The organism is Actinomyces massiliensis 4401292 (assembly GCF_000269805.1).
In the GTDB taxonomy this organism is placed as follows: Bacteria; Actinomycetota; Actinomycetes; order Actinomycetales; family Actinomycetaceae; genus Actinomyces; species Actinomyces massiliensis.
Genome location: NZ_JH711483.1, coordinates 592,278 through 615,755, shown reverse-complemented (window position 1 = coordinate 615,755; position 23,478 = coordinate 592,278). Strand labels below are relative to the sequence as shown.

Genomic DNA, 23,478 nt, shown 5'->3' with positions numbered 1-23,478 from the left:
GTTGCTCATCCTCACACATGACTCGAGACAACGGGCGCAGAGCGGTCGCGGTACGTAGCCTCGAAGGGAGCCCTCATGGACTGGCGCAGCCAGGCAGCATGTCTCACGGTTGACCCGGAGCTCTTCTTCCCCGTCGGCAACACCGGCCCGGCCATCGCCCAGATCGCCGAGGCTAAAGAGGTGTGCGCCCGCTGCGAGGTCGTCGACACCTGTTTGAAATGGGCCCTGGAGAACGGTCAGGACGCTGGTGTGTGGGGAGGCATGAGCGAGGATGAGCGCCGCTCCCTCAAGCGCCGGGCAGCTCGTGCCCGCCGCTCCTCCTGACGCCTCACCCGCCCTCGCGCAGCCGCTACGCCCGTCGCCTCTGATGATCCGACGGGCGTCTCGTATGGGAGCAAGTCGCTATCACCTATCGTCGCGATCATGAGGGGGCGAGCCGAGCCCGCACCACGACATCGGTGCCGTGCCCGCCCCGCGCCGGATCGGTCACGGGCTGCCAGTCGATGATGCCGCGCAACTCACCGTGCACCAGGGTGCTCACGATCCGGGTTCCCAGCCCCGTCATCGCTGTACCAGGTTCGAAGCCGACCCCATCGTCGATCACATGGACGGTCAGATCATCACCGTCGCGCTCGGCGGTAACGGTCACGGTCCCATCGCAGTCCTCGAGCCCGTGCTCGACGGCGTTGGTCACCAGCTCGGCGAGCACAGTGGCCAGCGCCTGAGCGGCGTCGGCCTGCACCACGCCGAAGGTGCCCTCGATGTGCGTGGTCACACGACCGCCGGCGGTCGCCACGGCCGCAGCACCGCGCAGCACCGAGGCGAAGACCTCATCGAAGTCGACGGTCTCGTCCACGTTCTGGCTCAGGGCGGCGTGCACCGTGGCAATGGTGGCCACACGGCGCTCAGCCTCGGCCAGCGCCTCGCGCGTCTCATCGTTGGTGGCGCGGCGTCCCTGGAGGCGCAGCAGCGCGGAGACCGTCTGCAGGTTGTTCTTGACGCGATGGTGGATCTCACGGATGGTGGCGTCCTTGTTGAGCAGCGCCTGCTCGCGGCGTCGGATCTCCGAGACATCCCGCACCAGCAGCAGCGCCCCGGTGCGCTCGCCGTCGCGGCGCAGGGGTATGGAGCGAATCGACAGGAAGACGCCGCTGGCCTCGACCTCGGCCAGCCAGGCCTGGCGTCCCATGAGCACAACCGCCATCGTCTCCTCCACGGGCGTGCGCTCGGGGATGATCGCGGTGACGGCCTCAGCGAGCACGCGCCCGTCGATATCGTCGGTCAGTCCCAGACGGTAGAAGCAGGAACGCGCGTTGGGCGAGGCGTACACCACGGTGCCGTCATCATCCAGGCGAACGACGCCGTCTCCTACGCGCGGCGTGCCATGACGCACCCCGGTGGCCGCACCGCGAATCGGAAAGGCGCCCTGGGCGATCATGAGGCACAGGGCATCGGCGAGGTCCTCCTGGGCCTGATGGACGATTCGCCCGCCGCGCATGACCCCGACGGAGGTCTCCCGGGTGACGACGGCGATCGGCTCGCTGTCGCGCACCACCGGCACGTACTCCTCCCGCACAGCAGTCGTGCCAGTCCACTCCGGATCCGCGGCCACGACGACCTGCACGCTCGTGAGCGTCTCCAGCGCCACGGCCTCGCGAGCAACGGGCATGCGCCGACCGATGACGTCCTCGAGGTGGACGGTGGCCCCGGTGGCGGGCCGGCAATGCGCTGCGGCGACGAAACGGCCGGTGTCGGTGCGAATCCACAGCATCAGGTCGGACACCGACAGATCGGCGATGACCTGCCAATCGGCGATGAGCTGGTGGAGCCAGTCGAGATCTGCAGCAGGGAGGTCGATGGAGCCGCGGGTCGAGGGAGACAGGAGGTTGGGCACAACCCGATGTTACCGGCGGCGCGGCGGCCGGTCCTCATGGCAGGATCCTCCCATGAAGAAAACCATCTCCATGACCTACCCAGCCGATCCCCAGCGCGTTGCCACCATGCTCTCCGACTCCGACTACCAGCGCGGCCGTATCGACCGCTTCGGGCTTGAGGACGCCACCGTGGACGTGGCCGCCCGCGGCCAGGGTTTTGTGGCCACCATCGCCGGGTCCGTTCCGCCCAGCCGTCTCCCCGCCGCCGCCAAGCGCTTCGTGCGCTCCACCATCTCCTTCACCCTGGCGGAGTCCTGGGGCGAGCCCGCTGATGACGGCGCCCGCACCGGAGACATCGACATCACTCTCAAGGGCGCGCCGGTCAACGCCGGAGCCACCACCGCGATGCGCCCTGCCGGCGAGAATGCCACTGAGGTCACCATTGAGGTCGATCTGAACGTCAGTGTCCCGCTGGTGGGACACAAGATCGAGGAGAAGGCGATGTCCATGACCGACCGCGCCGTCGCCGATGAGGAGGCGCGCGCTGCCGCTTGGCTGGCCGCGCACTGATGCTTGCCCAGGGCGGCCACACGTCCCATTGAAACAGAACCGTCGAGCCCGCTGGGGTGAGGCTGAGCATCTTGCTCGCCGTCGCCCCAGCGGGCTCGATGCGATTGAGCGCATTCCGCCACGCGCGTGCCTTCAGCTCATCTTGCCCGCGACGTGACACGATCGCGCCATGAGTGAGCACCCCGAGGTCATCACACCGACCGAGACCAACTCCGTGTGGGCCGAGCGCACCGGAACCCGTCAGTATCTGGGTCACAACGCCCGTGGCGCGCAGGTGCGCGTGGGCATGGGCCCCGGCGAGTTCTCCCCCGGCGAACTCATCAAGCTCGCCCTGGGCACCTGCAACACCCTGTCAGCGGATCACCGCCTGGCGAAGGCCCTGGGCGATGACTTCGAGGCCAACGTCATCGTGGCAACTTTGAAGAATGAGGAGGAAGAGCGCTACACCGACTTCGACGTCCAGGTCATCGCCGACCTCGCCGCTCTATCCCCCGAGCAGCGAGACATCCTCACCGGCCGGGTCGAGGCCGCCATCGAGCGCGCCTGCACAGTCGGCCACACCATCGAGAAGGGCGCCGGAGTGCGCCTGCACCTGCTCGACGACCAGGACTAGAAGCCCGGATCAGGATCCGGCTCCAGTAGCCGTTGCCCCGTTGGCACCACTCCAGGAGGTACCCCATGGCCGCATCGAAGAACGTCGCCAGTCGCTCGGCCCTCGAACGCGCGCTCGACAAGGCGCTGGACATCCCCGCCGCCCGCATTGAGGAGCGGATAGCCCGTATGCGACACGACCGTCCGGGCGCCGACAATGCCGAACTCGTCGAGATGGCCGCCTCACGGTTCCGGACCGAGGCCGGCCTGTCGTCAGGCGCCGTCGGAGCCTCAGCCGCGTTCCCAGCGGTGGGCGCGGGCACGGCCACGGCGCTGACCATCGGTCAGACCGCGGTGTTCCTGGCGTCGGCGGTCACCTACGTACTCACCGTCGCCGAACTGCAGGGGCTGCGCGTCATCGACACGGACAAGCGCCGCGCCCTGGTGATGTCCGCGCTGCTCGGACGCGAGGGCTCCGAGGCGATCCAGGGATCGCTGGGACTGACCACCCTGTTCTGGGCGGCGCAGTACCTGGCACAGATGCCGCTGCCGACGGTCAAGACCATCAACAAGGAGCTCACGCGGCGAATGGCCAAGCGGATGGCCACCAAGAGCGGGGCCCTGGCGCTGGGGCGCCTCATCCCCTTCGGAATCGGCGCGGCCATCGGCTGGACCGGAGGCAGGGCCCTGGCCAACCAGGTCATCGAGGGCGCCCGCTCCGCCCTCGGCCCGGCCGCCCAGCTCGCCGACCATGCCGACCATGCCGAAGTGATCGACGCGTGAGCCCGATGGATCGCTATCCCGCTCTGGCCGCTCTGGGCCTGGAAGCACCCGACGGCGTCGATGTCGCCTATGAGGAGCTCCTCGCCGAGGTCCTCACCCACGGCGTCCCCAAGGGCGACCGCACCGGGACAGGCACGCGCTCGGTCTTCGCCCGTCAACTGCGCTACGACCTGAGCGTCGGATTTCCTCGCATCACCACCAAGTTCGTAGCCATGAAAGCCGTCAAGGGCGAGCTGCTGTGGTTCCTCCAGGGAGCCACCAACGTGCACTGGCTCCAGGAGCGGGGAATCACCATCTGGGATGAATGGGCCGATGCCGACGGCGAACTCGGGCCTGTGTACGGCTCGCAGTGGCGCAGCTGGCCCACTCGCTCCGGCGAGGCGATCGATCAGGTCAAGGATCTGATCAGCACTCTGCGGAAGGATCCGGATTCGCGACGCATGATCGTGTCAGCCTGGAACGTGGGGGACCTGGATGCCATGGCGCTGGCTCCCTGTCATGCCTTCTTCCAGTGCTACACGGCGCAGGGGCGCCTGAGCCTGCAGATCTATCAGCGCAGCGCCGACCTGTTCCTGGGCGTTCCCTTCAATATCGCGTCCTACGCCCTATTGACCCATATGCTCGCTCAGCAGGCGGACTTGGAAGTCGGCGAACTGATATGGACCGGGGGCGACTGCCACATCTACGACAACCATGTCGATCAGGTGCGAGAGCAGCTCTCTCGAGTGCCCGCCGCGTACCCGTTCCCCACGCTCCGCCTCGCACCAGCCGAGTCGATCGATGCCTACGCCATGGAGGACATCGATGCTTCGCAGGGCTACGCGCATCACCCCGCGATTAAAGCGCCGGTAGCGGTGTGAGTGCGGGCGGTGTGAGTGCGCGCCGAGAGCGAGGCCCGTATGGATGAGGGGGATCTGCCCAGAACGGTCCCGGTACCGCCCGTCGGCGGCCTGGGCATGATCTGGGCGCAGGACGTCACCGGGGTTCTCGGTGCGCACGGCGGAATGCTCTGGCGCGTGCCCGCGGACTTTCAGCACTTCAAGGCCATGACGATGGGCTGCGGCCTGGTGATGGGGCGCGTCACGTGGGATTCGCTGGGGGGCGCCCTGCGCGGAAGGCGCAATGTGGTGCTCACTCGCGACCGTCAGTGGCGGGCACCCGGAGCACTGTCCGCCTCTCGCCTGAACGAGGGACTATCACTGGCCGCCCGAGGGCTGTCCGCCGAGTTCGGAGAGGACTCCCGCACCGATGAGGCGGCCGGGCTGCCCAGGCTGTGGGTGATCGGCGGCGGGAACGTCTACGCGCAGGCCATGGCCGCAGGACTGCCCGATGTGCTCGTGGTCAGCGTCCTGGGCCTGGACGCCGCACAGCGCGCCCGCGACCGGGGCCTGCCGGAATCCGCCCTGGTACGGGCGCCGGCGATCTCCACCGAGGAGTGGCGCATCGACCCTGAACGCTCCGACGCCCCGGGCACCTGGCGCCCCGTATCCGGAGATGCCCGCTGGCGCGTGGAGGTCTGGCGTCACTTGTAGACATCTGCAAGCGGTAGAATTGCGCGGTGCTCGCGTCCGGCCGCCCCACGTCTCACAGTGCTCTCCCCGAATCCCACGGGCGTGTTCATTCCCCTTCGTCGCCTCTCTCGGCGCTTCCCCACGCCCATGCGACACTGCGCGCCCTGCTGGCCATCTGCTTGTTCACATACGTCGCGCAGAACATGCTCAATACCTCGATCGCACCGCTGGCGCGCGCCCTGGGGCTACGCGAATGGGTCGTCGGACTGGCGGTATCGACCGCCGCGCTCGCTGTGACGCTCTTGTCCCAGTTCTGGGGCAGGCGGTCCATCTCCTGGGGCCGACGGCGCGTCCTGCTCATCTCCCTGTGCCTGGCCCTCAGCGCGGGATGCCTCTTCAGCGCCACCGTCGGCCTACGCGTCTTCGGTCACCTAGGAGCCACGGCCGCCGGAATCGGCATAGTGGCCGCGCGGGGCCCGTTCTTCGGATCCGCGACCGCGGCGATTCCGCCGACCGGACAGGCCCTCATCGCCGAGCTGACCACGGATGAAGCCTCTCGCGTGCGAGGCATGGCGGCCTTCTCCGGCTCAGTGCAGTTGAGCATCGTCATCGGATCGCTGCTCTCCAGTGCGCTGGGCGCATGGTCGATCTACGCCCCAGTGCACGCCACCCCCTTGTTCATCCTGGTGGCGCTGGGAATCGCGGCCGTCGCCATCCCCGAAGGACGGCGCTCCGCTGCGCACCGTCCGCGGGGAACGACCCATCGCAGCGTCATGAGGACGACCAACGCTGCAGCGGGCACCGCACACCCCGAACAGCAGACGACATCCATCCGGAAGACAGAGGATCGCGCCCGTACTGCGGCTCGGGGTGCCGAAGACTTCGAGCGTCATAGTCGCGGCGCGCCGCTGCCTCCTCGAGTTTCATGGTCCGATGCCAGGCTCCTGCCATGGATTGGGGCGGCCTTCGGCATGTTCTTCACCGCCGGCGTCGTCCAGATCATCGCCGGGTTCATCGTCCAAGACCGCTTGCACCTGGCACCCGAGCGCGCCATCAGCCTGACCGCCGTCATGCTGCTGGCGAATGCGACCGGGGCCATGCTCACCCAACTGCTCATCGTGCCGCGCTTGGGGTGGCGGCCCGGCCGCCTTGTGCGCACCGGGGTGACCATGGCGGCAGTGGCACTCGCCGTCCTCGCCCTGGCCCCGGCTCTATGGCTCATGGCAGCAGCGACCTTCACCATCGGGATGTCCAGTGGTCTGGTCGGACCGGGCTTCACCGCCGGCGGCTCCCTCGCCGTCAGCCCCGCGGAGCAGGGCGGGGCAGCCGGGATCCTCAATGCCACAGGCGCCATGACGTGGATCCTCGCGCCCGCGACGGCCACCGTGCTGTACGGCTGGCACCCGCTCGCACCTTTCATCCTGGCGCTCTGTGTGCTCAGCGCGAGCATTATCGCAGCCTGGGCCGCCCCGGCCCTTGGACACTCGGGCGCCGGTCCCGAGCAGGATCGGAGACGCGATCCCTTGAAATAGATCGAGACCACCGCCTCCCGCATCTTCCTATTTGGCGAGCCAGTCGGAAGCGATTGCGGCGGATTCGAGCTGCTCCTTGGTGGAGCGGGCGTTGAGGGCGCGCAGTTCCTCGGCGGTCAAGCGCGCCGACACCGCATCAAGGGCCTGGGCGGCGCCAATTGGGAGGCTCTTGCGCACCAGCGGGGTGACGTGCTCCGGAAGGATGAGATTCTTCGGGTCATCCAACAGGACGAGGTCGTTGTCCACGAGGGTCGTGCTGGCGGTGGGGATATTGGCCGCTTCCACAGTGCCGTCTGTCAGGGCCTTGACGGTTAGCGCACCTCCGGTGTCCTCCACGGGATCGATCTCGATGTTCACGCCGTAGGTGGACAGCACCCCCTTGGGACCGTAGGGGCGAGTCTCGAACTCGGAGTTCGCGGCGACCTTCACGGGATCCCCCAGCTGGGACAGATCCGCGATGGAGGCCAGGCCGTAGGCGTCGGCCGTTGCACGAGTGACCGTATAGGAGTCCTGGTCGGTGGCCTCGGCCGATTCCAGGATCGTCAGGTCCTGGGGCAGAACCGTGAAGAGTTCAGCGCGCACGGAATCGGCGTCGGTGGCCTCCGGCTCCTTGGCGTAGTACTGGAGGAGATTGCCTCCATATTCGGGAATGACGGTGATATCGCCCGATTCGAGCTGAGGCAGATAGACCTCGCGCTGTCCGATCTGGTAGACGCGCGTGACCTCGTAGCCTGCGCTCTCCAGGGCTTGGGCGTAGATCTCGGCGATGATCTCGTTGGAGTAGTACTGCTGGCTGCCCATGACGATGGGACCGGATGCCGAGTCGTCAGAATCTCCGGAGGCGAAAGGATCCTTGCCGAGCCCGCAGGCGCCGAGGGCGCCCGTCAGAGCAGTCAGGCCGGCTCCTGCGAGGAGGCGACGGCGGGTGGTGGGGAGCATCAGGAGTCCTTCCTGTGGCGCGTGCCAGCCGGTGCGACGGCCCGCTGAATAAGACTGAAGACGGCTTCGGAGCCCAGGGCCAGGACAACCACCAGGAAAGATGCCACAAGCATGCTGGTGTAGTCCTGGGTCTTGAGGCCGAGGAACATGAGTCTGCCGAGTCCTCCTGCACCGGTGTAGGCCGCCAGCGTGGCGGTGGCGATGACCTGGAGGCTGGCCGACCGCAGTCCGCCGACGAGCTGAGGCGCTCCGAGGGGGATCTCGACACGTGTGAGCACTTGGGCCTCGCTCATGCCGCTGGCACGAGCACCATCGACGGCGAGACGATCTGCAGCCTCAATGCCGGTGTAGGCACCCGCAAGGACACTGGGCAGGGCCAGGACGACAAGTGCGAGCAGCGGCGCACGCAGACCGATGCCCAGGGCCAGCCCGAACAAAGTGATCAGGCCCAGCGTCGGCAGGGCGCGCACAGCCCCGGAGACGGTCACGGCCATACCTCGCCCCTTGCCGGTGTGACCGACCCACCATCCCAGCGGCACGCCGATGAGCGCGGAGACACCCACTCCCAGCAGGGAGTAGCCCACGTGCTGGGTCATAAGAGCGCCGAGGCCCATGGCACCGGTCCAGTTCTCGGCGTTCAGGACATAATCGATGGTGCTCTGAAGGTAGTTCATACGCCCTCTCGGTCGGCCCGGGCTGTGGCCCGCTCTCGGCGGGTCCAGGGCATGAGCAGTCTCCCGGCCAGGACGACCAGCCCGTCGAGAACGACGGCCAGCAGCACCGTGACGACCAGGCCCGTGAGTATCTCTGCGGTCAGTCCGCGCTGGAAGCCATTGGTGAAGAGCCATCCCAGGCTGGGCACGCCCAGCACCGCTCCGACCGTCGTCAAGGAGACCGTGGAAACGGTCACGACCCGAAGTCCTGCCAGGATCGCAGGACCGGCCAGTGGCAGCTCGACGGTGAGGAAGCGCCGCACCGCTCCCATGCCCACGGCAGTGGCGGCATCGCGCACCCGATCATCGACGGCCTCGAGCGCCTCGACGGTGGCCGGCACGAGCAGGGCCATGCCGTAGAGCGTCAGGGCAACCACGACATTGGCGACATCGCGGATCCCCGTGCCCAGGATGAGCGGGAGGATGACGAACAGCGCCAGGGAGGGGATGGCGTACATCAGGGAGGAGCCGGAGACGATGAACACCCTCAGGGGCGCCACTCGCTGCGCCAGGCGCGCCAGGGGCAGGGACAGGACGAGGGTGGCCAGGATCGCTGGGATCACCTGCAGGAGGTGGGCGACCACATAGGTCTCCACCAGCGGGGCATTGGTGAGCACCCAGTTCACGTGCCGACCGCCTCGTGGGGGTGAGCGGCGGCCAGCGCATCCTCCGCGGCATCCAGAACGCCCAGTGTTCGTCCAACCGCATCCTGAACCACATGTCGTCCGGCGATCTCATGCAGGCGCAGCGCACGCTCGGAATCATCCAGGCCGAGGAAGCGCGCGACGAAATCATCGGCGGGGTCGGCGACGAGCTCGGCGCCAGTGCCCCTCTGCGCAATGCGGGCGCCCTCGCTCAGCAGGATGATCTCGTCACCGAGCAGCAGGGCCTCATCGACGTCGTGAGTGACGAAAACGATGGTCTTGGCCAGATCCGCTTGGATGCGGATGAGCTCGCGCTGAAGCTCACGGCGCACGAGCGGGTCGACTGCGCCGAAAGGCTCATCCATCAGCAGAACACCGGGGTCGGCGGCCAGCGCCCTGGCCACCCCGACGCGCTGGGCCTGTCCGCCGGAGAGCTGGTGGGGATATCGCTGAGCGAGGTCACGATCCAGGCCCAGCATGTCGATCAGTTCCAGAGCACGATCACGGGCTCTTCCGCGATCGACCCCGCCGAGGCGGGGCACGAGGGTGATGTTGTCGATGACACGACGATGCGGGAGCAGGCCCGCATTCTGCATGACGTAGCCGATGGAGCGCCTGAGCGCGACGGGATCGCGATCGCGCACGTCCTCGCCGTCGAGCAGGATACGGCCCTCGGTGGGATCGACCATGCGATTGACCATGCGCAGCAGCGTGGTCTTGCCGCATCCGGAGGAGCCGAGCAGGACCGTGACCGTGCCCGCGGGCAAGCGGGCGGAGAAGGACTCCACAGCCGGCGGGGCGTCACGGCGCCCACCGGCGAGAGCGGGATAGCGCTTGGTCACAGCGTCGAACTCAATGGTGCTGGCTGTATGGGCCACGCCGGGGGCCTCGTGAGAACTCACGCCTAGAGTCTCCCTTCCGCGTGCACGCACAACGGTCCGGCACGCACAACCACCGTACAGTCTCAATTCATTTATGTCGATTCGATGTATCTTGAGCTTCGTGCTCACCCTCAAGATCCTCGGGTTCCTCGACGACGGGCCTCTCCACGGCTACGAGCTGCGCCGCCGCATCGTCGAGCTCGACGGCCCCGGAAGCCACTTGTCCGACGGGGCCCTCTACCCCGCACTGGCCCGCCTGGAGAAAGCCGGCTACCTGGTCCGCACGGAGGAGCCCGGAGGGCGGGGCCGCATGCGCCGCCGCGTTGAGATCACCACGGCAGGCCGCGAGCGCCTACATGCACTGCTGCGCCATCCGGACGAGGCGGCGATGACCTCCATGCCGCGCTTCCTGACCGTGCTCGCCTTCCTGTCGCACCTGCCCTCGGCCGCCGAGCGTCAAGCCGTACTTCGCCGCCGACTGGCCATCCTCCAGGCTCCGTCACCGGCCTTCTTCTACGACACCGACGGCACGCCCCGCCGCGCTGCCCGTGAGCCCGACCCCTACCGCCGGGGCATGGTGCGCGTGGCGGGCGCCGCACGCCGAGCCGAGATCGACTGGTTGCGCGGGATGCTCGACGAGCGCTGAGGGCCCTGAGTACAGCACGCGGAAACCGGGCCAGCCGCGCTACGAGGCCAACTGCCCGGTCGAAGCAACGGCGGAGCAAAGGCCGTCATCGCGCGCATCGCAGTCCTCGAGCCGGGTGAGCACGACTCGCGCAACCATGCCCGCGGCCATCTCATAGCCGGCGGCGGAGGGATGGAACCCGTCATCGGCCCAGAAGCCGTCGTCGAGGTCGCAGTGGGCGACGTCGACGAAGGGAATGCCCCGCTCGGCGCAGACGACGGCCGAGGCCTCGGTCTGAGCGTCGGTCCACTCGCGCAGAACGGAGCGCAGGGCCGGCATGAGGGCGGGGCTGCGGTAGAGCTGGCCGGCGCTGCAGGTGACGATGTGCCGGCCGCGCCGCGCAGCGTCGTCGAGGACGGCGGCGAGGTCATCAGTCCACTCGTCAAGGCTGCGACGGGCCATGAGGTCGTTGGAACCGGCGCACACGAAGAGCACGTCGGCGTCGGCCACCTCGGGCAGGAAGCGGTAGCGCACACGTCGCATGGTGGCACCCAGCTTGGCGTGCGTGACCCATTCGACGTCGCGTCCAGTGCCGGCGGCGACAATGCGGGCGATACGCGGCACAAGGGTCTGCTCTTGAGCCTGGACACCCGAGCCGGCGATGAGCGAATCCCCCACAGCAGCCAGCCGCAGCGGCGCACCGCCGCCGCGGATGATCCCGGTGCCGGCGGGGGCATGCGCTCCGTCAGGCGTGACAACGCCCTCGCGCTCTCCCGGCGGCTCAGGGGCGAGGCGCACAGTACGACGGGCGATGGCAGCCTCGGCAATGGCGAGGGGGCGGCGCAGTGCCCGGCGGATACTGCGTCCGGATGCGGCGAAGGTACTCACGTGGCGCGAGTCTACGGCCGCGCGATCCCGACGATATGCGGGATCGCGCACACCGACGAGGGCGAGCAGAGTCCCGCAGACGCCTCGAGCTCGAGGTGTCACGAGTCCTTGCTAACCCTTGCTAGCCGGTGGCTCACGCCTCGGGGCGCAGAGCGATCTCGTCGGTATAGTCACCGGCGACGATCTCAACGCGGTTGCCCTCGGGGTCGAGGAGAACGGCCTCGTAGTAACCGTCACCGGTGCGTCGTGGGCCGTCGACCACGGGCACGCCCGCTGCGCGCGCTCGGGCGGCCAGATCGTCGACATCGGCGCGGCCGGGCAGGGCGAAGGAGACATGGGCCCAGCCGAGTGTGTCGGCACCGGTGGAGGCGGCGATATCGGGACGGCTCATGAGTTCGAGCCGGGCGGAGCGCCCATTGGAAGCCTCACCGGCATGATCGGGCTCGAAGGTGATGATGAAGGTGCGCAGGCCAGTCGCAGGATTGTGGTACTCGCCGTTGGACCGTCCGGCGAACCAGCTGACATAGAAGTCGCGCGCACCGGCGAGGTCGGATACCCATAGAGCAGCATGATCGATACGGGGCATGTCTCAGCCTCACTCCTCAGAAGAAGAAAAAGCAGAAAAATCAAAAATAGCAGTGTGCCCGCCGGCGGAGTCCTCGAGGCTTATGCGTGGGTCTCTAAGTGTCGTCCCCGGGGGGGCGGTCGTGTCGGTGGGGCCGGCGTGCCTATGGGGGTCGGTTGATGGGCTTGTTGGGCTGAGTGTGTCCAAAACGGAGGGGATTAAAGCCTCGCTGGCCTGGGTGTCTTCAAGAAACCGTGCGATTGCCTGGTGTTTTCGGCGTGTTTTCAGTGGGCTTCGGTGTCGCGCTGCATGGTGCCCGGGTTGATCTCCTCCGTTTTGGACACCTGGCGCGCTCACTGCGCCGTGCCGACACCAAAGCAGGGCCATCCCCGCAGCGAGGCGGCCCTGGGCGGGGCACTCGGGGCCCATGAACAGGCTTCCAGGAGTCCTATTGCTAATGGGCGCCAGAGGCGTCACCCCCATGGCCGAGAGAACATGAACGGCCGAGGGACTGCCCAGCCAGTTCAACCAGTTCAGTCAGTAAGGATCTTGAAGGCGATCGCCATGACGATGGCGTTGTAGAAGAAGGCCAGCACCGAATGCGTCGCCACTGTCCAGCGCAGGCGGCGCGACACCACGTTGACGTCGGAGGTGGCGAAGGTGGTGCCGATGGTGATGGCGAAGTACATGTAGTCGGTGAGCTCGGCATCCTTGTCCCCGGGAATTCGATAGCGGAGCCGTACAGGTGGTCGAGGCGCTCGTAGTGACGGGCGTATCCCAGATGGAGGAGCGACCAGCCCAGGACCGCCATGAGGACCGTGACCGCATCGATGGCGACCCCGGCGATTCGCAACGCGGTGTCCCGGTCAGTGGTGAGCAACTGGGTGATCTGATCAGCGATCTGGTCGGGGCTGACCTGCTCAGTAAGTCCGCCGGTCAGCCCCATGAAAGCGGCGATCACCGGAGTCCAGCCCAGGAGGAAGACCAACCAGGATGGCAGCACCAGTGCAGTCTCCTGAGTGTCGGTCTGATCCGGAACCAGTCGGACGCACCAGGCGAACCACAGGATGATGGCCACGTAGATCAGCGCCAGAACGATCCAGGCCACTATGCAGCAGGTCGCGAATACGGAGACTCCCCCCAGGATCGTCCCCAGGCCCAGGAGGACGAGCAGAACTTCCACGAGAAGCCCCAAAGTGCTTGAACGCGTCACGAAGGGCAGTCTGCCATCCCCTGGCGCCCGCATACGGCTGCGGCACCGCATCGATTCGAGCCCCGAGAATCGCGGAGCTATTCGACGGAGTCCAAGACGTCACGGCTCATAGCACCAGTGCGGTCACCAGGCAGATGATCGCCAGAAGCGGGAAGGCGCCCTGCTTGAGCGCCGCGGCACGGTGCTGGGGAGAGACCGTGAAGAGCACCAGTGCCGCCGCCAGCATCGAACCTGTCCCGGCCAGGATCAGGGCCGCACCGGCGTGAGTGACCCCCAAGCGCATGAGCACCACGCCGACCACCGTCTGGATGGCCAGGAAGAGGTTGTAAAAACCTTGGTTGTAGGCGTAGAAGGCGTGAGGGCGGGCCTCCTCAGGTGTACCACCGAAGGTCTTGCGGGCCAGAGCCCCCTCCCAGGCGATCGACTCCATGTAGAAGATGAGGATATGGACCTCGGCGGCCATGACGGCCAGAACGGCAGCAGCAACGAGCAAGATGAGCTCCTCGGGATCGATGCGGGCGCCTATCCTAACCGGCTCCTGACCGGCCAGAGCGACGACGGCGCCCCGGCCCCCTCGCATGCCGGGGCGCCGTCGTAACCGATCCGCCTCCTGCTGGGCGGGCCGGGATCAGCCCTCAGCAGCGCTGGGGTGGGTCATGTCGGCAGGCACCACCCAGGCATCGAATTCCTCGGCGGTGACGAATCCGAGCTCCAGAGCGGACTCGCGCAGGGAGAGCCCCTTGTGGTGGGCGTTCTTGGCGATCTTGGAGGCCTTGTCGTAGCCGATGTGGCGGTTCAGGGCCGTGACCTGCATGAGGTTGGTCTCGAGGTTGTGCTCGATCTTGGCGCGGTTGGGCTCGATGCCGTAAGCGCAGTGCTCGTCGAAGGACACGCAGGCGTCCCCGAGCAGCTGGATGGATTCGAGCACGCACCAGGCCATGACGGGCTTGAAGACGTTGAGCTGGAAGTTGCCCTGGGAGCCGGCGAATCCGACGGTCGCATCGTTGCCGAAGACCTTGGTGGCGACCATGGTCATGGCCTCGCACTGGGTCGGGTTGACCTTGCCGGGCATGATCGAGCTGCCGGGCTCGTTCTCCGGGATGATGAGCTCGCCGATGCCGTTGCGCGGTCCGGAGGCGTACCAGCGCACGTCATTGGCGATCTTCATCAGGGCATCTCCCAGGACCCGCAGGGCGCCGGAGACCAGGACGAGGGCGTCGTGGGCCCCCAGGGCCGCGAAGAGGTTGCCGGCCTGAGCGAACTCGATGCCGGTCTCCTCACTGATCTTCTCGGCGGTCAGCGCCCCGAACTTCGGATGGGCGTTCAGCCCCGTGCCGACCGCAGTACCGCCGATCGCGAGCTCGCGGGCACGGGAGTCGGCGTAGCGGATGCCGTCCAGGGCGAGGTCGATCTGGGCCACCCAGCCGGAGATGACCTGCCCCAGACGGATCGGGGTGGCGTCCTGGAGGTGGGTGCGGCCGACCATGACGACGTCGTCGTACTCCCCCGCCTTGGCGTTCAGGGTGTTGCGCAGCTGCTCGATGCGCGGGTACATGCGGGCGAGCTCATCGACGACGGCGATGTGCATGGCCGTGGGGAAGGTGTCGTTGGAGGACTGGCCACGGTTGACGTGGTCGTTGGGGTGGACCGGGGTCTTGGAGCCCATCCGGCCACCGGCGAGCTCGATGGCCCGGTTGGAGATGACCTCATTGGCGTTCATGTTGGACTGGGTTCCGCTGCCGGTCTGGAAGACGACCAGCGGGAAGTGGGAGTCCAGCTCACCGGAGATGACCTCGTCCGCGGCGGAGGCGATGTACTGCGCAATGTCCTCAGGCAGTTCGCCGAGCTCGGCGTTGGCCAGGGCGGCGGATTTCTTGAGCACGCCCAGGGCCTTGATGAGCGGGCGGGTCAGGACGAAGGTCTCGCGGCCGATGTCGAAGTTGGTCAAGGAGCGCTGAGTCTGCGCGCCCCAGTAGCGGTCGGAGGCGACCTCGACGGTGCCCATGGAGTCGGACTCGGTGCGCGTGGTGACAGCCTGGTCGGGCGTCGTTGCATCAGTTGTCATGAGACAAGGCTATGCGCTCGGCGTTCCCGCAGTGCGCGGACAAGCACGGTGAAGCGCGTTTCGCCCGCTTCAATCCTCATCCTCGAGCCGGTTCTCCGAGCAGCTGGAGCAGGACTGCAGCACATGAACATATCAACACATGCACGGCTGCCCGCCCGGCTGCTCGGAGAACCGCGGAGAGCGCAGAGCGGGGTCCTGTATCGTGCCATTGGGCTCATAGCCCAATGGCACGATACAGGACCCGGGCGGCGTCACGCCTCGCTGCTCTTCTCAGGGTCTTTCAGGCGCAGCGTGTAGACGGCGTAGGCGGCGGGAACCGCCATGCACACTGCGACGACTCCGTAGGACAGCGCAGCATTGGAGTGGTCGATGACCCAGCTCTGCACCAGCGGCATGGTCGCACCGCCGATGATGGCCATCACCAGTCCTGCGGCCCCGAACTTGGTGTCAGCGCCCAGACCTTTGAGGGCCTCCCCGTAGATCGTGGGGAAGAGCAGGGAGATGCAGGCCGATAGCGAGACCACGGCGATGCAGCCGACCAGGTTGACGCTCGACATGGCGAAGAGCGACAGGCCGACGCCCAGGCAGCACATGATGAGCATGAGCTTGCGCGCATCGAGCCAGCCCATGAGCCCCACCATGGCGAAGCGGGCCACGAGGAAGATGATGAGGCTGGCCTGGAGCCAGTACCCGGCGACCGCATCACTGACGCCCAGTGCGTCGGTGACGTAGTGGAGGGTGTAGGTCCAGATGCAGGTCTGCGCGGCGATGTTGAAGTACTGCGCCACCACGCCGAAGCTGTAGCGCTTGTTCTTCAGCAGTCGCATGAACCTGCCTCCCTCGGAGGCCGCAATGGGCTCCTCCTTGCGCTCCTTGCGCACCTTGACGAAGCCGATCGAGACCGCCAGCAGGAGGTAGAGGATGCCCAGGGCCACGTAGGGGCCCATGACGGCCTGGAGCTCGGAGCTGCGGGTGGCCACCAGCTCCTGCTGGGACATGGCAGCGCGCTCAGCGGCAGTGGTGGTGTTGATGTGGGGCAGGATGAGGACGGCTGCGATGAGCACGCCGAGGTTGGAGCCGATCGGGTTGAAGGCCTGGGCGAAATTGAGCCTGCGCGTCCCGTTCTCCTCGGGGCCCATGGCGATGACGAAGGGGTTGGCGCTGGTCTCCAGGATCGACAGCCCCGATGCCAGGGTGAACAGGGCCGCCAGGAACAGCGAGTATGTCATGACGTGGGCCGCGGGGATGAACAGCAGCGCGCCGGTGGAGGCCAGCCCCAGACCGATGACGACTCCGCCCTTGTACCCCAGGCGGCTGTTGATGAAGGAGGCCGGGATCGCCAGGCAGAAGTACGCACCGTAGTACGCAGACTGCACCAGCGAGGACTGCACATTGCTCATGGAGAAGATGGAGCGGAAGACCTTCACCAGTGGGGCCGTCAGGTCCGTGGACAAGCCCCATGAGGCGAAGCAGGTCACCAGCAGCGCGAAGGGCAGTCCCATGCCCGCATAGACGAAGCGGGGCCGGCCCTTGGAGGACGCATCGGGATCAAGCGCATCGGGCGCACCGGAACCGCCGGCGGCCGGAGGCCCCGCCGTATCCTCGCCGGCGGAATGCGATTGTTGACGGGACATGGCTGACATGGACGATATGGATGCGGATGTGGAGGTCATGAGCTCTGCTCCATTGCAGGTGGACGGATTACGAATGCGGACGGGGCATTGAAGAGGTGGCGAGGAGGGGCGGGACCGTGGCGCGGGCAGAGCGCACCACCGCGGTCACAGGACCCCCTTCTTGAGGATGAGGTTCCCGTACAGCGCGGTCTCGCCGGTCAGTACGACGGCGTAGACGCTGGGGGTGTGCTCGTAGAAGGCCATGCGCTCGATGGTCCGGGCCGTCACCGGCCCGGCAGCGGCCTCGGCCTCGGTCCAGATCTGCTCGTAGACGTCCCACACGGGCGGCCTGGGGTCGTCCCCCACCGTCTCCATGAGCGCCACCTGGTAGTCGGAGTAGCGGTCCAGGGGCATGAGGGTGAGGATCGAGCGCAGCAGGTCGGGGATCATCAGGCCATCGGCGCGCACGGTGCGCGGGTGGAGGTGGTGTCCGGGGAAGTTGGCGTCGGCCAGGAGGATCTCGTCGCCGTGCCCCATCTCCATGAGGATGCGGACCAGTTCGGGCGACAGATTGGCGGGGATGTTGCGGAGCATGATGGTTCCTTCCGTTGAGGATTGGCTGAGGAGTGGCAGTGGGGTCCGTGCCGGGATCTGAAATGCGCCGGCGCTCAAGGGACGCCAAGGCGAGCCGCTGCCAACGCAGTAAGGCGGCACGACGGCAATGCGACAACACGGCAACCCGACAACGCTGCATCGTCATAGCGGTGCATCGCTGATGCGTGCGGTGCGGCCCGCCCGGGCCCCCATCTCTCGGGCGGGCCGCTGTGATCGGTGCTGGTATTGCTGGTATTACTGGCGCTTGGCCTCGGCGAGGCGGTTGCGCATGGCGGTGAAGGCCGCGGTGTCGTCCTGGTCGTCCTGCGGTGCCAGCACCGTGCGGGGGCAGGAATCGCTCAGGATCTGACCGCGGTCCTCGGGGCGGGTGACGCCCAGGGCCTCGAACTGGGCCAGGAGGTTGCCGGTGGCACTGGCCTCCACGGCTCCCACGATCACCTCGCGCCCGCAGGCGGTGGCCGTCATCTGGGCCAGGAGGCGGTTGCGCGCACCGCCCCCGATGAGGTGGATGGGAGCGGACGCCTCCAAGCGGGATCCCGCCAGCGAGGCGAGTTGCTCGGCGTAGGCCGCGTGGGCGCAGGCCAGGGACTCCAGGATGAGCCGCACGGTCTGGGCCCGGCCTTCCGGTGCTGTTCCGTAGTGCTCCTGGCACCACCGGGCCAACTTGCCCGGCATATCGCCGGGACGGGCGAAGACCTCGTCGTCCGGGTCGACAACGACGCCCAGTGAGGGCTGCTCGCCGGCGGCCCGGACCAGGGAGGCGACATCGTCGTCGTTCCAGGCCCGCTGGCATTCCTGCAGCAGCCAGAGCCCGGTGAGGTTGCGCAGAAGACGCACGCCGCCGTCGGTGCGGACCTCGTTGGTCAAACCGGCCTCGAGCACCTGCCGTTCCAACAGGGGCTCGGGCAGCGTTGCCCCGATGAGGCTCCAGGAGCCGCAGGAGATGAACAGGGCCGTCTCCTGCGGCTCCAATCCCAAGGCGTGCACGGCGCAGGCGGTGTCGTGCCCACCGGGGCGCACGATCGAGGTGCCCGTGCCCTCGACCCGGCCGGCGACGGTGGCGTCGTCCACCAGGGGCGGCAGCCACCTCGGGGGCAGGCCCACCGCCTCCACCATGGGAGCCGACCATTCCCGGGCCCCGGGGGCGGCCATCTGGGTGGTGCTGGCGATGGCCCGCCCCACAGACGCCGGGGCTCCAAGGCTGTAGGCGAGCAGGTCCGGAAGCGGCAGGAGCAGGCCGACCTGATCATGCAGTCCGGGATCCTCCTGGAGATCGGCGTAGACCTGGTAGGCGGTGTTGATCTCCAGCGGGGCGATCCCGGTGGCCCGCCACGCCTCCTCCCGGCTGATGCGGGCATCGAGCCCGGCGGCATGGCGCGACATGCGCTCGTCGCGGTAGGCCCGCGGCGGACGCAGGAGTCGCCCCTCGTGATCCAGCAGCCCGTAGTCGACTCCCCAGGTGTCGATGCCGATGCTGTCAGGCTCGGCGCCCAGGGCCTCCCGGCCCCGGGCCAGACCGGTCCTCACGGCGCCGGTCAGGGCCTCGATGTCCCAGCACAGCGCTCCTTCCTGCCGCTGGGCCTGATGCGGGAACCGGTGGACCTCCCTCATCGTGAGCACGCCATGGGACAGCACCCCCAGGATGGCGCGGGCGGAGCTGGAGCCGAGGTCGAGTGCGACGGCGCCGTGGGAACCGGTCTGGCTCATGGTCGTCCCCTTACCGGTAGATCGGGCCGAAGGTGGAGCAGGCGCGGAAGTCGGCGCTCTCCAGGTCCGCCGTGCCGAAGGGGATCCACGCCTTGGGGCGCATGATCCGCTCGGTGGGCACGTTGTGCATGTAGACCGGGATGCGCAGCATGGAGGCCAGCGTGATGAGGTCGGCCCCGAAGTGCCCGTAGCCGGTGGCCGTGTGGTTGGCTCCCCAGTTGGCCATCCAGTCGTAGACCGAGGCGTGGGCGCCCTTGCCGGTCAGCCGCGGCACGAAGAAGGTCGTGGGCCACAGCGGGTCGGTACGGCCCTCGATGATGTCGCGCACCTCATCGGGCAGCTCGATGGTCCAGCCCTCCGAGATCTGCAGCGCCGGCCCGAGGCCCGCGACGAAGTTGAGCCGTGAGGCCGTTACCGGCATGCCCCCGGCGGTGACGAAGTGGGTGGAGAATCCACCGCCGGGGAAGTACTCGGCGTTGGCGGCGTGGAAGGTGGTGGCCTTCAGGTCGGCCGCGATCTCCTCCTCGGTGATCTCCCACCAGGGCTTGATGACCGGGTTGCCCTCGGCGTCCTTCTCCTGGCCGGTGGCGTTGAGGGTGGTGGCGCCGGAGTTGCGCAGGTCGATGAAGCCCTCGGCGGCCACGCCCTCCAGCTCGTAGCCGGTGACGCGCTTGACGGCGTCGGGGCTCCAGTAGGTGCGCACGTCGCTGAAGAGCTGGGGGCGGTTGGTCAGGACGGAGTTGAACAGCATCGCCAATCCGTTGCAGGCGTCTCCCTCGGTGGCGAAGACGACCTCCTGGCGCTTGCCGTTCCAGTCGAAGGTGGTGTTCAGGAGGGTCTCCATGATGTCACCGTTGGGCTTGTAGTCCGTCCACTGGCGCTGGCCCTGGAAGCCCGCGGCGATGGCGTTGTGGCCGCCGGCCTCCTCGACGAAGCCGAGCTCGGCCAGGCGCGGGTTGCCCTCCATGAGGTCGCGGGCGACGAGGACCATCTTGATGGAGTACTCGAACTGACGGTCGTACTCCTCCTGGGTGCGGGTGTTGGCCGGCAGGTTGCGGTTCTCGCCGATGGTCAGGTGCTCGCGCGCCCAGGAGATGGCCTTGTCGTACTCGGCGGTGTCGTAGATGCCGTTCTCAATGCGACGGTCGATCTCGATCATGTCGATGTACTCGGTGCGCATGCCCAGGTAGTCGGCCAGGAACTGCTCCGGGGGCCGGCACCCGGCGATCCCCATGGAGACCGTGCCCATGGCGAGGTAGCTCTTGCCCTTGATGAGGGAGACCCCGAGGGCCGCACGGGCGAAGCGCAGGATGTCCTCGACGACGTCGTCGGTCAGGCCGGAGTCGCCGGCATCCTGGACGTCGTGCCCGTAGATGCCGAAGCAGGGGATCCCGAGCTGGTTGTAGGCGGCGGCGGCCGCGGCCAGGGTCACGGCCCCGGGGCGCTCGGTGCCGTTGAAGCCCCAGATGGCGTGCGGGATGGAGGGATCGAGGTCGAGGACCTCGGTGATGTAGTTCCAGGAGGCCGTTACGGTGAGCTCAGCACCGACGTTCTCGGTGCGGAACTGCTCCTTGCAGGCGACGGCCTCACTGACACCGCCGATGTTGGTCTCGGCGATGACGCACCTGACCGGTGAGCCGTCGGGGTAGTTCAGGGACGAGGAGATCAGCTCGGCCACATCCTTGGCCAGTTGCGTGGTCTTGTCCTCAAGGGATTCGCGGACACCGTGGCGGCGGCCGTCGATGAGCGGGCGGATCCCGATGGCGGGATAACTGTGAGCAGACACGTGGTTAGACACGGTGAGTACCTCTCTTGCTGGGCGTCGGTGACCAGCGCCTCACTGATGTGAGCGCACACATTGATCCTGGCACCACCTCTCTTAGCCGTCAAGATGCTTTTTGAAAATCAATGGTCTTGACATGAGAGCGCTCTCAAACCAGACTGCTCGCGTCACGTCATGCGCAAAGAGGCGCGCCGAGACGCCGCCCGGAGGAAAGAGAGACCCATGCTCCTGGAGCACGCCCGTACCGAGATCACAGCCGCCTGCCAGAGCCTCGCCCCCGATCGACTCATCGTCGGCACCGCGGGGAACCTGTCCATTCGCGAGGGCGACCTCGTCGCCATCACCCCGAGCGGCCTGCCCTACAGGGATCTTCGCCCCGATCTCGTGGCCGTCGTGGACTACGAATCGGGCGAGCAGGTCGAGGGCCCGCTCAAGCCCGCCAGTGAGCTGGATCTGCACTTGACGACGCTGCGCACGACCGGCCTGCCGGCAGTGATCCACACCCATTCCTACGCCGCCACCGCCGTGGCCAGCCTGGAGGGCGTCAAGGCCCTGCCGGCGGTGCACTACTACATCTCCATGTTCGGCGGTCCCGATGTGCGCGTGGCCGACTACGCCACGTACGGGTCGCCCGAACTCGCCCGCAACGTAGAGCGCGCGCTGCAGGGGCGCACCGCCGCCCTCATGAGCAATCACGGATCGGTCGTCGCCGGCCCCACCCTGGCGGAGACCTACGTTCTGGTCCAGGAGCTGGAATGGGTGTGCGAGCTCTACCTGCGCACGCTCAGCGCCGGAACCCCGAAGATCCTCGACGATTCCGAGATCGCCACCGTCATCTCCAAGATCAAGACATACGGCCAGAAGGCACCCAAGGCCCAGGACACCCACCCGGCTCACTAGAGCTGCAGCCGAAAGGCACCGGGAGCGGCATCAGGTCGCAGGCCGGGTCGACTCCCGGATGACGAGCCGCGCCGGCAGCAGCACATCCTCGGGCTCCTCGCCGTCGGCCACCGCGACGACCTGCGCCATGACGGCGCGACCCAGAGCGCGGAAGTCCTGAACCACCGTCGTCAGCGAGGGAACGAGCATGCGGCTGGACGGCACATCGTCGAAACCGATCAGGCCCACATGATCGGGCACGCGATACCCGGCGTCGTGCAGCGCCCGCATCACCCCCAGGGCCAAGTCGTCGTTGGCCGCGAACACCCCATCGGGAGAGGCCCCCAGAGCCTCGGCCCCGGCACGGGCCCCGGCCTCCGCCGACCAGGCGCCTGAGTCGACGACGACGGCCTCCACCCCGGCATCGGCGCAGGTGCGCACGAATGCGTCACGGCGAGCAACAGCATCGACATTGCTGAGGTCTCCGGCAACGTGAACCAGTCGTCTGCGCCCGGTGCGCAACAGGTGCTCCGTCGCGGCAATGGCACCGGATGTCTGATCGATGGCGACCGTGGTCACCCCTGCGATCCCGCCCTGACCGGCCACAAGAATCCGGGGCCTGCTCGCCGGCTTGGCCCCGAGCTCATCCAGGGCCGCGATGCGCCGCGCCAGAATGATGGAGACCTCCACCCTATAGCCGGCGAGCTCGTCGAGAGCCATGGCGACCGAGACCGAGGAGTCGTCCCGGGCCGAGACCACGACGAGCTGGTACCCCTCCTGCCGAGCGGAGTCCGCAATCGCCGCGAAGATGGCCGCCGTACCATGACTGAGCTGCGAGGTGAGCAACACGCCCACCGTGCGACTGCGACCGGCCGCCAGCAACCGCGCCGCAAGATTGGGCCGGTAGCCGAGACGCTCGATGGCGGCGTTGACACGGGCACGGGTCTCGGGGCGCACCGAGGGATGGTCGTGCAGGACACGCGAGACCGTTTGCTGAGAGACGCCCGCCTCACGGGCGACATCACTCATCACCACCGGGCGCACGCGCACCTCACCTTCCTTGCGACCACTCATTCATTGATCCCAGCACCATGATAATAGTCGTCGGTAATAGGTGCCTCACAGGCAACACCAAGACCCATTCCAGACGGAAAATGTTATGTTCTTAGCACCCAAAAGGAAGGATTCATTATGAACGACAACGGGGCCTACGACAGACTGTCCGGCAAGGCCAAGGAGGTCGCCGGGAAGGTCACGGACGATAAGGAGACCGAGACCGAGGGCAGGCTTCAGCAGGCCGAGGGCAGGGTCAAGAGCGCCGTCGATGACGCCAGGGGCGTGGTCGAGGGGGCCGTGGACCGCCTCAAGAACGACAAGTAGCTGATGCAGCTGATGGGGAGCTCACCGGGCTCCCCATCAATGCATCGCAGGCGGCGTGCCACCCTCGGAGCCGGCGTCCGGGCTCAGGCGCGCGATCAATGCGCGAA

The 23,478-nt window shown here is 67.4% G+C and carries 26 protein-coding genes; 11 read left to right on the top strand and 15 right to left on the bottom strand.

Features of this window, described 5'->3' with window-relative positions:
* Positions 1-75 precede the first annotated feature (75 nt).
* Positions 76-324, top strand: a complete 249-nt coding sequence (locus W5W_RS0114270) for a WhiB family transcriptional regulator (RefSeq protein WP_008729815.1) — start codon at positions 76-78, stop codon at positions 322-324.
* Positions 325-421: 97 nt separating this feature from the next.
* Here the strand turns inward: W5W_RS0114270 and W5W_RS0114265 are convergent, their stop codons facing one another.
* Entirely contained in the window at positions 422-1,894 is a 1,473-nt protein-coding gene (locus tag W5W_RS0114265) for a sensor histidine kinase (protein ID WP_017195898.1), read from the bottom strand.
* A gap of 52 nt (positions 1,895-1,946) precedes the next feature.
* Between W5W_RS0114265 and W5W_RS0114260 the strand changes: the two genes are divergently transcribed.
* From W5W_RS0114260 to W5W_RS0114235, 6 genes are all read left to right on the top strand, one after another.
* On the top strand, positions 1,947-2,444 hold the full coding sequence (locus W5W_RS0114260; protein ID WP_017195897.1) for a DUF2505 domain-containing protein: 498 nt from the start codon (positions 1,947-1,949) through the stop codon (positions 2,442-2,444).
* 169 nt (positions 2,445-2,613) lie between these two features.
* On the top strand, positions 2,614-3,057 hold the full coding sequence (locus tag W5W_RS0114255; protein ID WP_008729842.1) for an OsmC family protein: 444 nt from the start codon (positions 2,614-2,616) through the stop codon (positions 3,055-3,057).
* Positions 3,058-3,122: 65 nt separating this feature from the next.
* Positions 3,123-3,818 carry a hypothetical protein gene (locus tag W5W_RS0114250; protein WP_008729777.1) on the top strand — a complete coding sequence of 232 codons (696 nt, stop codon included), beginning with the start codon at positions 3,123-3,125 and terminating at the stop codon, positions 3,816-3,818.
* Between the two features lie 5 nt (positions 3,819-3,823).
* Positions 3,824-4,678, top strand: coding sequence for a thymidylate synthase (locus W5W_RS0114245; RefSeq protein WP_008729824.1), 855 nt, complete (start codon positions 3,824-3,826; stop codon positions 4,676-4,678).
* Positions 4,679-4,717: 39 nt separating this feature from the next.
* Entirely contained in the window at positions 4,718-5,350 is a 633-nt protein-coding gene (locus W5W_RS0114240) for a dihydrofolate reductase (RefSeq protein ID WP_017195896.1), read from the top strand.
* A gap of 26 nt (positions 5,351-5,376) precedes the next feature.
* On the top strand, positions 5,377-6,861 hold the full coding sequence (locus W5W_RS0114235; protein WP_029574363.1) for an MFS transporter: 1,485 nt from the start codon (positions 5,377-5,379) through the stop codon (positions 6,859-6,861).
* 27 nt (positions 6,862-6,888) lie between these two features.
* Here the strand turns inward: W5W_RS0114235 and W5W_RS0114230 are convergent, their stop codons facing one another.
* From W5W_RS0114230 to W5W_RS0114215, 4 genes are read right to left on the bottom strand one after another with little or no spacing between them, the layout of a single operon-like run.
* A complete protein-coding gene (locus W5W_RS0114230; protein ID WP_017195894.1) occupies positions 6,889-7,800 on the bottom strand; it encodes an ABC transporter substrate-binding protein in 912 nt (303 codons plus the stop codon).
* Entirely contained in the window at positions 7,800-8,474 is a 675-nt protein-coding gene (locus W5W_RS0114225) for an ABC transporter permease (RefSeq protein WP_008729831.1), read from the bottom strand. Before W5W_RS0114225 ends, W5W_RS0114230 begins: the two co-directional genes overlap by 1 nt.
* Positions 8,471-9,139, bottom strand: a complete 669-nt coding sequence (locus tag W5W_RS0114220; protein ID WP_017195893.1) for an ABC transporter permease — start codon at positions 9,137-9,139, stop codon at positions 8,471-8,473. The genes W5W_RS0114225 and W5W_RS0114220 overlap by 4 nt, the downstream gene beginning before the upstream one ends.
* Positions 9,136-10,059, bottom strand: a complete 924-nt coding sequence (locus W5W_RS0114215; protein WP_008729797.1) for an ABC transporter ATP-binding protein — start codon at positions 10,057-10,059, stop codon at positions 9,136-9,138. The genes W5W_RS0114220 and W5W_RS0114215 overlap by 4 nt, the downstream gene beginning before the upstream one ends.
* Before the next feature lie 100 nt (positions 10,060-10,159).
* Between W5W_RS0114215 and W5W_RS0114210 the strand changes: the two genes are divergently transcribed.
* On the top strand, positions 10,160-10,684 hold the full coding sequence (locus W5W_RS0114210) for a PadR family transcriptional regulator (RefSeq protein ID WP_008729837.1): 525 nt from the start codon (positions 10,160-10,162) through the stop codon (positions 10,682-10,684).
* Between the two features lie 39 nt (positions 10,685-10,723).
* Here W5W_RS0114210 and W5W_RS15160 read toward each other — a convergent pair whose 3' ends face one another.
* From W5W_RS15160 to W5W_RS16965, 3 genes are all read right to left on the bottom strand, one after another.
* On the bottom strand, positions 10,724-11,551 hold the full coding sequence (locus W5W_RS15160) for an SGNH/GDSL hydrolase family protein (protein WP_017195891.1): 828 nt from the start codon (positions 11,549-11,551) through the stop codon (positions 10,724-10,726).
* 133 nt (positions 11,552-11,684) lie between these two features.
* Complete coding sequence (locus W5W_RS0114200) at positions 11,685-12,137, bottom strand: VOC family protein (protein ID WP_017195890.1); 453 nt, start codon at positions 12,135-12,137, stop codon at positions 11,685-11,687.
* A gap of 512 nt (positions 12,138-12,649) precedes the next feature.
* The gene (locus W5W_RS16965) at positions 12,650-12,805 is read right to left on the bottom strand and encodes a DUF1345 domain-containing protein (protein WP_017195889.1); all 156 of its coding nucleotides are present in this window, start codon (positions 12,803-12,805) and stop codon (positions 12,650-12,652) included.
* A gap of 56 nt (positions 12,806-12,861) precedes the next feature.
* Between W5W_RS16965 and W5W_RS16960 the strand changes: the two genes are divergently transcribed.
* Positions 12,862-13,320 carry a hypothetical protein gene (locus W5W_RS16960; protein WP_017195888.1) on the top strand — a complete coding sequence of 153 codons (459 nt, stop codon included), beginning with the start codon at positions 12,862-12,864 and terminating at the stop codon, positions 13,318-13,320.
* Positions 13,321-13,435: 115 nt separating this feature from the next.
* Here the strand turns inward: W5W_RS16960 and W5W_RS0114185 are convergent, their stop codons facing one another.
* The 6 genes from W5W_RS0114185 to W5W_RS0114160 all read right to left on the bottom strand — a co-directional run bounded on the left by W5W_RS0114185 (position 13,436) and on the right by W5W_RS0114160 (position 21,115).
* Complete coding sequence (locus W5W_RS0114185; protein ID WP_017195887.1) at positions 13,436-13,909, bottom strand: DUF1304 domain-containing protein; 474 nt, start codon at positions 13,907-13,909, stop codon at positions 13,436-13,438.
* Between the two features lie 48 nt (positions 13,910-13,957).
* Positions 13,958-15,394 (bottom strand): class II fumarate hydratase, encoded by a 1,437-nt coding sequence (gene fumC, locus W5W_RS0114180; protein ID WP_017195886.1) that lies wholly within the window; start codon positions 15,392-15,394, stop codon positions 13,958-13,960.
* 251 nt (positions 15,395-15,645) lie between these two features.
* The gene (gene fucP, locus W5W_RS0114175; RefSeq protein ID WP_008729798.1) at positions 15,646-17,067 is read right to left on the bottom strand and encodes an L-fucose:H+ symporter permease; all 1,422 of its coding nucleotides are present in this window, start codon (positions 17,065-17,067) and stop codon (positions 15,646-15,648) included.
* Positions 17,068-17,172: 105 nt separating this feature from the next.
* Positions 17,173-17,601, bottom strand: a complete 429-nt coding sequence (locus W5W_RS0114170) for an RbsD/FucU family protein (protein ID WP_017195885.1) — start codon at positions 17,599-17,601, stop codon at positions 17,173-17,175.
* 255 nt (positions 17,602-17,856) lie between these two features.
* Positions 17,857-19,329 carry a rhamnulokinase gene (locus tag W5W_RS0114165; RefSeq protein ID WP_017195884.1) on the bottom strand — a complete coding sequence of 491 codons (1,473 nt, stop codon included), beginning with the start codon at positions 19,327-19,329 and terminating at the stop codon, positions 17,857-17,859.
* Between the two features lie 10 nt (positions 19,330-19,339).
* Positions 19,340-21,115: an L-fucose isomerase gene (locus W5W_RS0114160; protein WP_008729794.1), complete on the bottom strand. Its 1,776-nt coding sequence runs from the start codon at positions 21,113-21,115 to the stop codon at positions 19,340-19,342.
* Positions 21,116-21,334: 219 nt separating this feature from the next.
* On the opposite strand from W5W_RS0114160, the gene W5W_RS0114155 reads away from it, so the two are divergent.
* Entirely contained in the window at positions 21,335-22,012 is a 678-nt protein-coding gene (locus W5W_RS0114155) for a class II aldolase/adducin family protein (RefSeq protein WP_017195883.1), read from the top strand.
* A gap of 30 nt (positions 22,013-22,042) precedes the next feature.
* Here W5W_RS0114155 and W5W_RS0114150 read toward each other — a convergent pair whose 3' ends face one another.
* Positions 22,043-23,065, bottom strand: a complete 1,023-nt coding sequence (locus W5W_RS0114150; RefSeq protein ID WP_238533369.1) for a LacI family DNA-binding transcriptional regulator — start codon at positions 23,063-23,065, stop codon at positions 22,043-22,045.
* 117 nt (positions 23,066-23,182) lie between these two features.
* Between W5W_RS0114150 and W5W_RS0114145 the strand changes: the two genes are divergently transcribed.
* Positions 23,183-23,371, top strand: a complete 189-nt coding sequence (locus W5W_RS0114145; protein WP_008729812.1) for a CsbD family protein — start codon at positions 23,183-23,185, stop codon at positions 23,369-23,371.
* Positions 23,372-23,478: the final 107 nt, after the last annotated feature.